This is a genomic window from Streptomyces sp. NPDC050625, assembly GCF_040654755.1.
Lineage (GTDB): Bacteria > Actinomycetota > Actinomycetes > Streptomycetales > Streptomycetaceae > Streptomyces.
In genome coordinates, this window is sequence record NZ_JBFAIQ010000045.1 from 1 (window position 1) to 13406 (window position 13406).

Sequence of the window (13406 nt, forward strand, 5' to 3'; positions counted from 1 at the left end):
GCACACCCGGACGTCCCGGGCTCCGGCCGCCCGTGCCTGGCCGGCCGGTACGGCGTGGACCGCGAGGTGGACATCCACACCATCCGCCACCCACAAGTTCGCCTGAGCCCCCGCGAGCTCGAGTGCGACGTCGGTCCCGGCAGGCGCCGTAACGGCGGCTGCCGGGACCGACAGCTCCTTGTCGCACCGGACCGTCCTGCCCGTTGCGGTGTGGCAGGTGCCCCCTACCGGTTGGTGCCCGAGGCGGTGCGGGGCAGGCCCCCGCCAACGTCCCGAAACCGGCGGTTGACGGTGGCCGCGTCAGGCCTGGGCCGTCTCCGGTTCCGGCAGGGGCGGCTCCTCGAGGGTCTCCACACGAGGGACTGTGCGCTCGACGGGGCGTCGCTGGGTCTGGTTGAGCAGCAGGCGTGTGACGTCGGGGCGGGAGTAGTGCCCGACGGGGTCGGCGGCGGCCTTGGCGACGGCGATGGCCGCCAGGTTGATGTCGGCGTACAGGATGCCTTCGGCGTCCTCGGGCAGCGGTTCGGCCAGGGGGCTGCCGTCCGGGCCGTAGATCTGGGCGAAGCCGCCGCCGCGCTGCAGCATCTGCTGCTTGGCCGGGGTGTCGCAGAACAGTTCGAGGGCGGCGTCGCCGATGAGCGAGCACGGGGCGAGGACAAAGACCTGCCCTTCGACGGCGTACATGCGGGAGGCCGCAGTGTTGACCTCCGGGCCGAGCGCGTAGGCCGCGCCCTTGTAGACCGAGAAGCTGGGCCAGGCGGCCACGTGGATCTGTTCGTGCTGGCTGTACATGGCGTACTTGGACAGCGGCTGCAGGTGTTCCCAGCAGCACAGGCCGCCGATCCGGCCCAGCGGGGTGTCGTGGACGGCGAGGTCGGAGCCGTCGCCCTCGCCGAAGACGGTGCGTTCCACATGGGTGGGCTTGAGTTTGCGCCGGGAGGAGACCAGGTCGCCGGCGGCGGAGATCAGTGCCTGGCCCATGTAGAGGCTGCCGCCGCTGCGCTCACTGAACCCGGCCATCACGTTGATGTTGTTCGTGCGGGCCGCGTCGAGCAGGCGCTGGAATCGCGGACCGTCCAGGGTAAGCGAGTTCTCGTGGTAGCGGCCGAAGAACTCAAAGCCCGCGGCGGGCGAGTCCAGCCACAGCCACCAGGGGTAGCCGGGGATGAAGGTCTCCCCGAATGCGATCAGCTGCGCTCCGGCCGAGGCAGCTTCCTCGATGAGAGCGATGCTCTTGTCGATCGTGGCATCGGCATCCAGCCAGACCGGCTCGGCCTGGACCACGGCAGCCTTGAAAACGCCCGTGTACTCCACCATGTTCTTCGTCTCCTCGTTCTTGGTCCGGATCCTTCTTTGTCCGGATTCGTCTTTGCGCGAATCGTTCTTTGCCCGGACGCTGCCAAGTCCCGGTCAGGCGGTGATGGTGCTGTGGTGGTCGGCGGTCAGCGGCAGGAAGCCGGTCGCCTGGTGGCAGTTGACGTATTCGGTGGTGACCGCGCCGCCAGGCAGGACCGACACCTCGTGCCAGAACGCGACGTCGAGGGGCCCCTGCCCGCCTCCGACCATCTGGAAGAAGCTGGCATAGATCTCCAGGTGGGTGCGGTGTGATCGGCACCACGTCATGAGGTGCTCGAGCGAGGCGAACCAGGCGATGGTGCAGGCGCGCGGCAGCGGTGAGCCGTTGGCCGATTCCTCGTCGAGGTTGCGGGCGGCGATGCAGCCGGAGTCCGGGTGAGTGGCGAGGAAGTCGACACCGCGGTCCTTGACCGGTTTGACGTCGGCCAGGTACTTCTCGCGGTAAAGGGTGCTGGCGGACCAGTCCTGCGCGGTACGGATCAGGGTGACGTTCCCGGGCACCTCGACGGTGATCCGCCGTCCCAGCGTGTCGCGCTCGAGGGCGGTCTGCGGTTCAAAGACCGGAAGCGCGGGCTCGAACGGGTCGACGGCAGAGTCGGCGATGCGGTCGCGAGCAGCGCCCCAGTAGTCGTGCACCTGGGTCTCGGGCAGTTCCACCGTCTCGTGCTGGGACAGGCCGCTGGTCGCGTAGTCGGCACGCCGGTGGGTGTGCAGAGTCTCGTTGCGCTCGACCGGGATGACACACGCCTCACGCCAGTGGCCGACCGGGCCTTCGGAGGGCAGCTGTTCCCAAGCGGAGCGGACGCGATCGGACCGCTGCCACCGGTCGTAGGCCTCCGGATCGAACCAGTAGGCCAGCCAGACGACATTGTGGGCACCGGCGGTGTCGGTGAACCGTCCGCGGTCCAGCACATCCGGCTGGTGCGCCCCGGCGAACAGTTCCGCGAGTGCAGCGGCACCGTGCGCGGCCTCGTCGGCTGAACCCGCCTGACAGGCGAACTGGGCGAACACGAACGCCTGCGTGTCCTCCGGAAACTGCGAACTGTACGCAGGGAAGCGCGGGGTGCGCCCAGAGCGCCCGGGTGTGGACATGTCTCCTCCGGCAAGCAGTGGCATCAGGGGTGGCTGGAGGCTAAGCCGGACACCTGGCCGGATTTGACTGGCGGCGCCCCGGAACTTGACCAAAAACGACACAGCTTTTCCGGGCCTCGCCAGACATAGATCGATCAGCACGCTGGGGCATCGGATATGGATCCGTTACAGATCATTTGACGGTTGCCTGGCTATAGTGCTGCGCAGCGCTGCAGGAGGAGGCTTTTGTGGCCGTTGTCCTCTCCACGGATTCCGTACCGCCCGGCGACAGGCTCGCCTACTGGCACGATGTCGTCTGGCGCACTTTCGTACCACTGGATGTCGCGGCGCCGCAGGGCGAGCCCTTCTTCGGCGCTGTCACCACGGAGCAGCTCGGGCATCTGCAGATCTCCACGGTCGACGCAGAACCGGAGCAGGTGCGTCGCAGCAGGCGTCTGATCGCCGGATCCCCCGACGAGTACATGCTGGTGGGCCTGCAGAGCCGTGGCACGGGCGTCGTCGTCCAGGACGGGCGGGTCGCGCGGCTCGAACCGGGTGAGTTCGCCCTGTATGACACGACTCTCCCGTACACGCTGCACTTCCCAGAACGCTTCGAGATGATCGTCTTCCAGATGCCCCGGCAGGCGATGAGGCTGCCTGAGTGCGATCTGCGGCGCATCACCGGAGTGACCATCGGACCCGATGAGAGCCTGGCAGCGCTGGTGGTGCCGCTGCTGTCCAGGCTGTCCGCTGAAGCCGGGTCATACCGCCCCGAGGTCGGCGAGATGCTCGCCCGCAATGTGACGGACCTGCTCACCACGGTCGTCGCCGAACGGCTCGGCCGGGACGCCACGGAAACCGACGCCGCCCAGCAGACCCTTTTGCTGCGGATCCGCGCCTACATCGACAGCCACCTGGCGGAGCCGTCGCTGTCGGTGGAAACGATCGCCGCCGCCCACCACATCTCTCCACGCCATCTGCAACGCCTCTTCCAGAGGCAGGACGAAACGGTAGGGGGATGGATCAGGCGTCGGCGTCTTGAGGAGTGCCGCCGGGAACTCGCCCGCCCGCGCCGGACGAGACCGGCCGTCGCCGCCGTCGCACACCGGTGGGGTTTCTTCAGCGCCGCCCACTTCAGCCGGGCGTTCCGCGCGGCCTACGGGATGTCTCCGCGCGAATGGCAGGCTCTGGCGGACAGGTCCCAGTCACCAACATCAGATGGGTCGGTGCCAGTCCCGTCCACGGCAACCGTGAGGTCGTCTCGCTGAGCCGGGAAGCCGGCGGCCACGGCGAGGATGAGGCATCGCGCGCGCCCGGCCACCGTGCTCCCCGGCACCATCACGCGCGACCGTCCCAACCTCGCGGCAATCCGGCTCGAGTCGCCCCCGCCCTCCCGTACCGCCGCCGTCCTGATGTGTGAAGACGCCTACCGATCCGCTGCCACGAGGGCCTTCGGGCATGCCCGTTGAAGTGGTGCAGCGATCGATCTTCCGTCGTGTCGGTGGTGTGAAGGAGCGCGGGGGCGCTGCCGAGGCAACCGTCGGCCTAGAGCTTGTCCATGCTGCCTTCGTGAGGTAGCGGCGGGGGAATGCGCTGCCGGTGGGCCAGGCACTCGCGGTAGACGTCCTCCGAGACCAGGGCCGGGGCCCCGTCGAGGATGCAGTTCTCGAAGACGCCCCGCACGTCGGGGCCCGCTATAAGGGCGGCGAGCGCGGCGAGGTCCGCGCTCTATGATCGCCACCGTCTTCCGCAGTGGGATGGGCATGAACCTCGGACGCACCCGGCTGTCAATGAGGAGCGCAGAGCGCCATCGCACCGGACGGTCGCCTGCGCTGTTGCGGATCGTCTTCTCGGGTCACATCCGTCACCCCCAGCACGCTACGCCGACGCCGAATCCCCGCCGGGATTCGTCACCTGGGTCACCCGGAAAGTGGCCAGGCACAAAGGGGCAACCCCCGTCGCCTGCAACACGAGCACGCCAGGCGATGGATCGAAGGCGTCACGGCGCCCCAGCAGCTCCGCGAACCACAACACCGGCTGAGACGCAACCATCACTGAACGGGCAGCCGATCGCTGACGCTGATCGACCTGGGGGGGAGGGCTCCCTCCCCCCCGTATGAGGGACCATCCCCACGCCCGCCGGGGCGGTCACGCCTTGCCCGACTCCGGTGGCCGTCGCGACACCGGCAGCCAGCGACGGGAGGTCCCTCGTGGACTTCGTCCCCCGCCACGGCAATTGGCCCTCGAGGGCGACAAGACGGTCGGCCATCACCGCCAGCAGCCAATCGGCCCCATCAGTGAAAACATGCAAACCGGCCGCTACGAAACCGAGGGCAGCTTACTGGCCAAGGCCAAGATCATTGGAGGCGGGGCGGCTGCGGCGGTCACCAGAGAGGCGGACGCCCCGACTGCCAGGCCATTGTGGCAAGCGAGCGGATCACGCTTGGCGCAGATCCTTGACGCGGCGGAGCTTGCCCAGTGAGCGCTCCAGGGTGTCCGGCTCGACGATCATGACCTCGACGCTCACGCCGACGCCGTCCTTGATGCGCTGCGCAATCGTCCGGACGGCGGCCTCGCGCTGGTCGGGGTCTGTGCTGGGGCGTGCTTCGACACGGACGGTCATGTGGTCCATGCGCTCGCGGCGGGACAGCTCGATCTGGAAGTGGGGGGCCACGCCTGGGGTGCGCAGCACGATCTCCTCGATCTGGCTGGGGAAGACGTTCACCCCGCGCAGGATGATCATGTCGTCGCAGCGGCCGGTGATCTTCTCGATGCGGCGGAAGGCCGGCCGGGCCGTGCCGGGCAGCAGGCGGGTCAGGTCGCGCGTGCGGTAGCGGATGATCGGCAGAGCTTCCTTGGTGAGGGAGGTGAAGACGAGCTCGCCGCCCTCGCCGTCGGGCAGGACGTCGCCGGTGACCGGGTCGACGACCTCGGGGTAGAAGTGGTCCTCCCACACGTGCAGGCCGTCCTTGGTCTCCACGCATTCCTGGGCCACACCCGGACCGATCACCTCGGACAGGCCGTAGATGTCGACGGCATGGATGTCCATGCGCTCCTCGATCTCGCGGCGCATCTCCTCGGTCCACGGCTCGGCGCCGAAGATGCCGACCTGCAGCGACGTGGAGCGTGGGTCGACGCCCTGGCGCTCGAACTCGTCGAGCAGGGTCAGCATGTAAGAAGGCGTGACCATGATGATCTCGGGTGTGAAGTCCTGGATGATCTGCACCTGGCGTGCAGTCATGCCGCCCGAGGCGGGGATCACGGTGCATCCGGCCCGCTCGGCGCCGTAGTGGGCGCCGAGACCGCCGGTGAACAGGCCGTAGCCGTAGGAGATGTGTACCTTGTGTCCGGGGCGGCCGCCGGCAGCGCGGATCGAGCGGGCGATCACGTCGGCCCACATCGACAGGTCGTTCTCGGTGTAGCCGACCACGGTGGGGCGGCCGGTGGTGCCGCTGGAGGCGTGGATGCGGCGGACGTCGGCCATGGGCACGGCGAACATGCCGAAGGGGTAGGTGTCGCGCAGATCGGCCTTGGTGGTGAAGGGGAACCGGGCCAGGTCCTCGAGCGACCGGCAGTCCTCGGGCAGGACCCCCGCCTCGTCGAACTTCTTGCGGTACAGCTCCACGTTGTCGTACGCGTGCCGCAGTGTCGCTCGCAGGCGGTGGAGCTGGACGCCTTTCAGCTCCGCGCGCGACATCCGCTCGGCGTCGTCCAGCTGGTGTGCGGGCAGGGGGTCCCCACGACGGGGTGTGGTGGGCGCCGAGGTCTTCCGTTCGCTGGTCATGGGAGCTCCTTGGGCTGCGTGGTGTTGATGGCGCGGCTGCGGCCGCGGAACTCCGCGGCCACCTCGTCGCCGCGCAGGACGCTCAGGTCGTAGATGCAGCTGCGGCCGAAGCGGGTGCGCTCGCGAGCGGTGGCCACCAGGATGTCGCCCTCATGTGCGGGAGGGGCTATGAAGTCGATGTCGGCTCCGGCCGCCACCGTCACGGGCCCGTGGCTGTTGCAGGCGAAGGCGGTGTCGGCGAAGAGGAACACATAGCCACCGTGGACGATCTTGTGGCCGTTGATCATCGCCGCGGTCACGGTCATCCGGAGCACGGCGGTTCCTTCGCCCCGCTCGAGCAATTCGATGCCCGTCCGCCGCGACGCCTCGTCCGCAGCGAGCATCCTCTCGACGGGGCCGAGTGGTCGCCTTAGTGGCCTGCGTCACAGTTTCTACGACCTTATGGGCCGAACGAACGTTCGGTTAGCGTGCGGTGCAGCTAAGTAATCCAGCCACACCGCTGCCTGTCAAGAGGTCGACCATATGCCGCACAAGAGCCCCGACGGCTCCGATGCCTTCGCGCGCCATCGCACGCTGCTGGAGCAGGCGGTGGCTGCCGCCGGGAGCCGGGAACACTGGACGCCGTACCCCGAGTCACCGAGCAAGACGGTGTACGGCGAGGACGCCGCAAAGCTGGGGGAGGCAGCCTTCCGTGACCAGGTCGGCAGGCCGTTCGATCTGCCGGGCCACCCCGGCGAGGCGTACGTACCGCCCACGGAGACGTCCCCGTACGGCTTTCCGCTCGGCATCAGCTATCCCCGCATCGCGCCGGACGCGGCCGTGGCCGCCGCAAAGGCCGCCACCGGCTCCTGGCGGGACGCCGGCCCGGACGTCCGCGCGGGTGTCACCACGGAGATCCTGGCCCGGCTGAACGCGACGAGTTTCGAAATCGCGCACGCCGTCCAGCACACCACCGGACAGGCATTCGTCATGGCGTTCCAAGCCGCTGGCCCGCACGCGCAGGACCGTGGCCTGGAGGCGGTCGCCCACGCCTGGGCCGAGCAGAAGCGGCAGCCGAGCGCGGCCCGTTGGAGCAAGCCGCAGCGCACGGGCGGCCCGCTGGTGATGGACAAGAAGTTCACGCCGGTCGGACGCGGGGTGTCCCTGTTGATCGCCTGCAACACCTTCCCGACCTGGAACGGCTACCCAGGCCTGTTCGCCTCCCTCGCCACCGGCAACCCGGTCGTGGTCAAGCCGCACCCGGGTGCCGTGCTGCCGCTCGCGATAACCGTGCGCGTGGCCCGGGAAGTGCTGGCCGAGGCCGGCTTCTATCCCAACCTTGTGATTCTGGCCGCGGAGGAGCCGGCGACCGGACCGCGAGCACCCTCGCACTGCACCCGGACGTACGGATCATCGACTTCACCGGCTCCACCACATTCGGCGACTGGCTGGAGACCAACGCCCGCCAGGCCGTCGTGGACACCGAGAAGGCCGGTCCGAACACGGTCGTGCTCGACTCCACGGACGACTACCGGGGTCTCCTTGGCAATCTGGCCTTCTCCCTGGCCCTGTCCACCGGGCAGATGTGCACGACCCCGCAGAACCTCCTGATCCCCCGCCAGGGCATCACCACCGACCAGGGCGGGCGGAGCGCCGACGAGTTCGCCGCCGATCTCGCCGCCGCCCTGGACACCTTGCTCGCCGCCCCGGCCCGCGCCGTCGCCACGCTCGGCGCCCTCGTGAACGACGGCGTCCGCGAGCGGCTGGAGCAGGCTGCGGCACTGGGGCGGACGGTGCGCGCGTCGGCGGTGGTCGAGCACCCGGAGCATCCGGCAGCGGACGTCCGTACGCCGCTGGTCACCCGGCTGGACGCGGAAGCCGACCGGGAGACGTACACGCGTGAGTGGTTCGTGCCGATCTCGTTCGTCATCGGCATCGGCTCCACCGAGGACAGCCTGCGCATCTTCCGCGACACCGTCCGGGAGCACGGTGCGCTGACCGCCGCCGTCCATTCCACGAGCGAGGAAGTGCTGGCGGCGGCCGAGGAAGCCGCTCTGGATGCGGGCGTGCACCTGTCGGAGAACCTGACCGGCGGCGTGTTCGTCAACCAGTCCGCCGCCTTCAGCGACTTCCAATGCAGTGCCGCGAACCCCGCGGCCAGCGCCACCCTGTCCGACGCCGCCTTCGTCACCGGCCGTTTCGCCATCCTGCAGTCGCGCCGCCCGGTACCCGTAACCGCCGAGGAGGTGGCCCATGCCTGACGAGGTCTACCTGGTCGACGGAGCCCGCACCCCCACAGGACCGCTACGGCGGTGCCCTGGCCTCCGTCCGCCCCGACGACCTGGCGGCCCTCGTCGTCGCCGAGGCCGTGCGCCGCTCCGGCGTTCCGGCCGAGGCCGTGGACGAGGTGATCCTCGGCGCGGCCAACCAGGCCGGTGAGGACCACCGGGACGTTGCCCCTATGACCGTGCTGCTGGCCGGGCTCCCCCACACCGCCCGGCTACACCGTCAACCGGCTGTGTGTCTCGGGCCTGACCGCAGTCGCCGCGACCGCCCAGGCGATCCGCGCCGGCGAGGCCGAACTGGTCGTGGCAGGCGGGGCGGAGTCGATGACCCGGGCCCCGTGGGTCATGGAGAAAACCGGCACCCCGTGGACCAAGCCGGGCGCGGTCCACGACACCGCCCTGGGCTGGCGCTTCACCAACCCGCGCTTCGCCGCCACGACCGGGCCGTACCGCAGGGCGCCGGACCGGAGAGCATGAAGGTGACCCTGTCGATGGGCGAGACCGCAGAAGAGGTCGCGGCCCTGGACGGCATCACCCGGGCCGAGTCCGACGCGTTCGCCCTGCGCAGCCACCAGCGGGCTGTTGCGGCACGGGACGCCGGCCGCTTCGACCATGAGATCGTGCCCGTCGCGGTGAAAGACTGCGAGGTCACCCACGACGAGGGGCCGCGTCCTTCCACCTCGCTGGACAAGCTCGGCACACTGCGCGCCATCTTCCGCATGGACGGCATCGTCACCGCGGGTTCTTCCTCGCCGCTGTCCGACGGCGCCGCCGCACTGGTGGTGGCGAGCGCCGCAGCCGTGAAGCGGTGCGGGCTCACCCCGCGGGCCCGGATCGTCACCTCCGCCTCGGCCGGTGTCCGGCCCCATGTCATGGGTCTCGGCCCGGTGCCCGCCGCCGAGCAGGCCCCGGCCCGCGCCGGATGGCAGACGGGCGACCTGGATGCGGTGGAGCTGAATGAGGCATTCGCCGCACAGACGCTGGCCGTGATCCGCCGCTTGAAGCTCGACGAGGACGAGGACAACGCCGACGGCGGCGCCATCGCGCTGGGGCACCCGCTGGGCTGCTCCGGCGCCCGCATCCTGCTCACGCTCCTGGGCCGGCTGGAACGCGAGGACGCCTGCCGCGGACTGGCGACCTTGTGCGTCGGTGTCGGCCAGGGCGTCGCGATGCTGGTGGAGCGGGCATGAGCGAGGGCACGTACGAGACGCTCCAGGTCGAGGAGCGCGAGGACCGGGTCGTGGTCACCCTGCACCGTCCCGAGGCCCGCAACGCCATCAGCGGCCGCATGATCGACGAGTTGCACGAGGTGTGCGACCGCTTGGCGCGTACGCCGAAGCTGCTGCTGCTCACGGGACACGGTGGTGTCTTCGCGGGCGGCGCCGACATCGCCGAACTGCTGCGGCGCGGCAGCAACGAGGCCCTGCAGGGCATCAACAGCCGCCTGTTCGAGCGGGTGCGGCGACTGCCCATGCCCACGGTCGCCGCCGTCGACGGCTGGGCCCTGGGCGGCGGCGCGGAGCTGGCGTACGCCTGCGACCTGCGTATCGCCGCAGAGGACGCCGTCTTCGGCAACCCCGAGCCGGGCCTGGGCATCCTCGCCGCGGCCGGCGCCTGCTGGCGGCTGCCCGAACTGGTCGGCGAGTCGGTCGCCAAGCAGGTGCTGCTCGCCGGGCGGAACCTCGACGCACCGGCGGCACTGGCGGCCGGGCTCGTCATCGCCGTTGTCCCGGCAGACAAGCTGCTGGACGAAGCGCGCGCTGCTGGACCGCATGGCCCGCTCCTCGGCCGCCCTGCGCCTGACGAAACTCGTCGTCGACTCCCCCAGCGCCCACCCGGTCGCCGACGACCTGGCTCAGGCCCTGCTGTTCCAAGGACAGGACAAGAAGGACCGCATGACACGTTTCCTGGAAAAGGGGAGCCGGGCATGACCTCAGCACCCGCAGTCGTCGGGGTGATCGGCGGCGGCCTTATGGGCGCCGGGATCGCGCAGTCCTTCGCGGCGCCGGCTCGTCGGTGACCGTCCTGGAAAGCAGCCAGGGCGCCGCTGCCGCGGCCTTGGACCGCGTCGCCGTCGGCCTGCAGCGAGCCGCCGAGCGCAACCTGCTGTCCGAGCCCGCCCAGCAGGTCCTCGCCCGCGTGTCGACGGTTCAGAGCCTCGACGCCCTGGCCCCGGATGCAGATCTGGTCGTGGAGGCCGTTTTTGAGGACGCCGCGCTCAAGGCCCGTCTCCTGGCCGCCGCCGAGAAGGCCGTGAGCCCGACCACGGTGCTGGCAAGCAACACCAGTTCCCTGTCGGTCGCCGAACTCGCCTGCGCGCTCACCCGGCCCGGCCGCTTCCTGGGCATACACTTCTTCAACCCCGTACCCGCCTCCGAGCTGATCGAGATCGTCGTCGCGCCCGGCACTGACGCCGGCAGTGTGCACTGGGCTGGACGCGCTGCCTCGGCAAGAAGGATGTCGTCGTCAAGGACTCCCCCGGCTTCGCCAGCAGTCGCCTCGGCGTGGCGCTGGGGCTGGAGGCGATCCGCATGGTCGAGGAGGGCGTCGCTCAGCCGGAGGCCATCGACGACGCCATGCGGCTCGGCTACAAGCACCCGATGGGTCCGCTGCGCCTGACCGACCTGGTCGGGCTCGCCGTACGTCTCGCCATCGCCGAGCACCTGCACACCACGCTCGGCGAGCGCTTCGCTCCGCCCCAGCTGCTGCGCGAGAAGGTCGCCCGCGGCGAGCTGGGGCGCAAGAGCGGACGGGGGTTTTACACATGGCAGTGAACACCACGGCCTCGGCCGTGGCCGGACAACCGCGGCACGGCACGGTCAGCCGCTGCGCGCCCCGGCGTCTCGCCGCAGGTCCCACGACCGCGTACACCGAGGTCAAGGCGCTGCTGCGCAGTGGGGGCGCGGCAGGTGCACCCGCCGCACCTCGGCGCGAGGCTGTGGCGCAGGAACCGCTGGGCAGCACAAAGGACCACCAGGGCGCGGTGCGGGTCCTCCCCGCGCACCGGAAGCCGTCCTTCCCGGGACGCTGAACCAGGCCCCCGCACATGGCAAAAGCACGAGGGACTCACCACAACATGATCCAGAAGAACGGTCGGTAGGGGAAGGCGGTACAGACGGCCACGTCACAATCAAGCCGGTCGACGGCGGGCCGCTCCGGATCGAATGTCGAGGAACACTTCGACGCCACCATCGCGCTCAATCAGCGGATCGAGCCACGCGACTGAATGCCGGAGGGCTACCGCGAGACGCTGATCCGGCAGGTGGCGCAGCACGCGCACTCGGAGATCATCGGCATGCAGCCGGAGGGCGAGTGGATCACCCGCGCCCCCTCGCTGCGGCGCAAGGCGATCTTGTTCGCGAAGGTGCAGGACGAGGCCGGCCACGGGCTCTACCTGTACTCGGCGGCCGAAACCCTGGGCGCCGACCGCGCGCAGCTCACGGAGTGGCTCATCGAGGGGCGCCAGAAGTATTCGTCGATCTTCAACTACCCGACGCTGAGCTTCGCCGACGTCGGCGTGAACGGCTGGTTCGTCGATGGCGCGGCCATCTGCAATCAAGTGCCGCTGTGCCGCAGCTCGTACGGGCCCTATGCGCGAGCCATGGTGCGGACCTGCAAGGAGGAGTCCTTCCACCAACGGGAGGGCTGGGCTACGAATTGCTGATGACGTTGACTTCCTCCCCCGCCTAAAGGCAGGGGATTCCAGCGGTCGCCCGCTGGGTTTCCTGCTTCACCGACGACTGCCCGGTTCGGGAGGACTCCCGTTGAGGTCTTACACCGTCTCCACAGGCAGACGCGGCCAGCCCGGCCGCCAGGATGTTGCGTGCCGCGTTCACGTCGCGGCCATGCACCACGCCGCAGTGGCACGTCCACTCACGGACGTTCAGCGGCAGTTTCCCGCGACCGTGCCGCACGCCCCGCAGAGCTTCGAGCTGGGGAAGAAGCGGTCGATCACGACGAGTTCGCGCCCGTACCAGGCGTATTTGTACTCCAGCATCGACCGGAGCTCGGTCCCCGACGCGTCGGAGATGGCGCGCGCCAGCTTGTGGTTCTTCAGCAGGTTGCGGACGGTGAGGTCCTCGATCACGACCGTTTGGTTCTCACGGACGAGCCGAGTAGTGAGCTTGTACAGGAAATCGCGACGCCGGTCGGCGGTCCGGGCGTGGATGCGGGCGACCTTCCTGCGGGCCTTTTCCCTGTTCGCCGAGCCCTTCTCCTTGCGGGACAGTTCCCGTTGCGCGCGGGCGAGGCGGGCCCGGTCCTGGCGCTCCTGCTTCGGGTTGGCGATCTTCTCCCCGGTGGACAGCGTCACCAGGCTGGTGAGGCCCGCATCGATACCGACCGCATTCACGGTGGCGGGGGGCGGGGGGATGGTGTCTTGGCACAGCAGGGACACGAACCAACGACCCGCCGTGTCACGGGACACGGTTACGGTCGTCGGCTCCGCGCCGTCGGGCAGTGGACGCGACCAGCGGATGTCCAGCGGCGCCGACATCTTGGCCAGGGTCAGGCCCCCTCGCGACACTTGAAGCCGGAGCGGGTGTACTCCGCCGAGGCGCGGGACTTCTTCTTCGACTTGTAGTGAGGGTACTTGGCCCGCTTGGCGAAGAAGTTGCCAAACGCGGTCTGGAGGTGTCGCAGGGCTTGCTGAAGCGGGACCGACGACACCTCGGTGACGAAGGCGAGTCCCCCGGTCTTCTTCCACTCGGTCAGCGCGGCGGAAGACTGGACGTAGGAGACGCGACGCTGCTCGCCATACCAGGCACGGGTGCGCTCTTCAATCGCCCGGTTGTAGACGAGGCGGACGCAGCCGAACGTGCGCAACAGCTCCGCCGCCTGCTCGTCCGTGGGATAGAAGCGGTACTTGAAAGCCCGCTTCACCGTCTGCGTTACGTCTCACATTCTATCAGTTCCCCTGTAAACATAGTCCG

General features: G+C 69.4%; 6 protein-coding genes and 7 pseudogenes. 7 read left to right on the forward strand and 6 right to left on the reverse strand.

All coding sequences use genetic code 11. The features are described from left to right. Window positions 1-300: 300 nt before the first annotated feature. On the reverse strand, window positions 301-1317 hold the full coding sequence (locus AB0I54_RS43645) for a carbon-nitrogen hydrolase family protein (protein WP_363301939.1): 1017 nt from the start codon (window positions 1315-1317) through the stop codon (window positions 301-303). Between the two features lie 93 nt (window positions 1318-1410). Further along, window positions 1411-2448, reverse strand: coding sequence for a phenylacetaldoxime dehydratase family protein (locus AB0I54_RS43650; protein WP_363301940.1), 1038 nt, complete (start codon window positions 2446-2448; stop codon window positions 1411-1413). A 227-nt stretch (window positions 2449-2675) separates the two neighbouring features. On the opposite strand from AB0I54_RS43650, the gene AB0I54_RS43655 reads away from it, so the two are divergent. Continuing rightward, on the forward strand, window positions 2676-3695 hold the full coding sequence (locus AB0I54_RS43655; RefSeq protein ID WP_363301941.1) for a helix-turn-helix domain-containing protein: 1020 nt from the start codon (window positions 2676-2678) through the stop codon (window positions 3693-3695). Window positions 3696-3972: 277 nt separating this feature from the next. Here AB0I54_RS43655 and AB0I54_RS43660 read toward each other — a convergent pair whose 3' ends face one another. From AB0I54_RS43660 to AB0I54_RS43670, 3 genes and pseudogenes are all read right to left on the reverse strand, one after another. Next, the gene (locus tag AB0I54_RS43660) at window positions 3973-4110 is read right to left on the reverse strand and encodes a hypothetical protein (RefSeq protein WP_363301942.1); all 138 of its coding nucleotides are present in this window, start codon (window positions 4108-4110) and stop codon (window positions 3973-3975) included. 754 nt (window positions 4111-4864) lie between these two features. After that, window positions 4865-6211, reverse strand: coding sequence for a phenylacetate--CoA ligase PaaK (paaK, locus tag AB0I54_RS43665; RefSeq protein ID WP_363301943.1), 1347 nt, complete (start codon window positions 6209-6211; stop codon window positions 4865-4867). Further along, a pseudogene (locus AB0I54_RS43670) lies at window positions 6208-6637 on the reverse strand (hotdog fold thioesterase). The gene paaK and the pseudogene AB0I54_RS43670 overlap by 4 nt, the downstream one beginning before the upstream one ends. A 96-nt stretch (window positions 6638-6733) precedes the next feature. Here AB0I54_RS43670 and paaN point away from each other — a divergent pair. The 6 genes and pseudogenes from paaN to AB0I54_RS43700 form a co-directional block, all read left to right on the forward strand. Next, window positions 6734-8451, forward strand: a pseudogene (paaN, locus tag AB0I54_RS43675) (phenylacetic acid degradation protein PaaN). Further along, window positions 8444-9665 (forward strand): annotated as a pseudogene (locus AB0I54_RS43680) (thiolase family protein). Before paaN ends, AB0I54_RS43680 begins: the two co-directional pseudogenes overlap by 8 nt. Continuing rightward, window positions 9662-10406 (forward strand): annotated as a pseudogene (locus AB0I54_RS43685) (enoyl-CoA hydratase/isomerase family protein). Before AB0I54_RS43680 ends, AB0I54_RS43685 begins: the two co-directional pseudogenes overlap by 4 nt. After that, window positions 10403-11249, forward strand: a pseudogene (locus AB0I54_RS43690) (3-hydroxyacyl-CoA dehydrogenase family protein). Before AB0I54_RS43685 ends, AB0I54_RS43690 begins: the two co-directional pseudogenes overlap by 4 nt. Next, complete coding sequence (locus AB0I54_RS43695; RefSeq protein WP_363301944.1) at window positions 11240-11506, forward strand: hypothetical protein; 267 nt, start codon at window positions 11240-11242, stop codon at window positions 11504-11506. The pseudogene AB0I54_RS43690 and the gene AB0I54_RS43695 overlap by 10 nt, the downstream one beginning before the upstream one ends. Before the next feature lie 159 nt (window positions 11507-11665). Next, window positions 11666-12162: pseudogene (locus tag AB0I54_RS43700) on the forward strand (Phenylacetic acid catabolic protein); the annotation flags it as partial. On the opposite strand, the pseudogene AB0I54_RS43705 reads toward AB0I54_RS43700, so the two are convergent. Next, a pseudogene (locus tag AB0I54_RS43705) lies at window positions 12162-13356 on the reverse strand (RNA-guided endonuclease TnpB family protein). The pseudogenes AB0I54_RS43700 and AB0I54_RS43705 overlap by 1 nt on opposite strands. Between the last annotated feature and the right edge of the window lie 50 nt (window positions 13357-13406).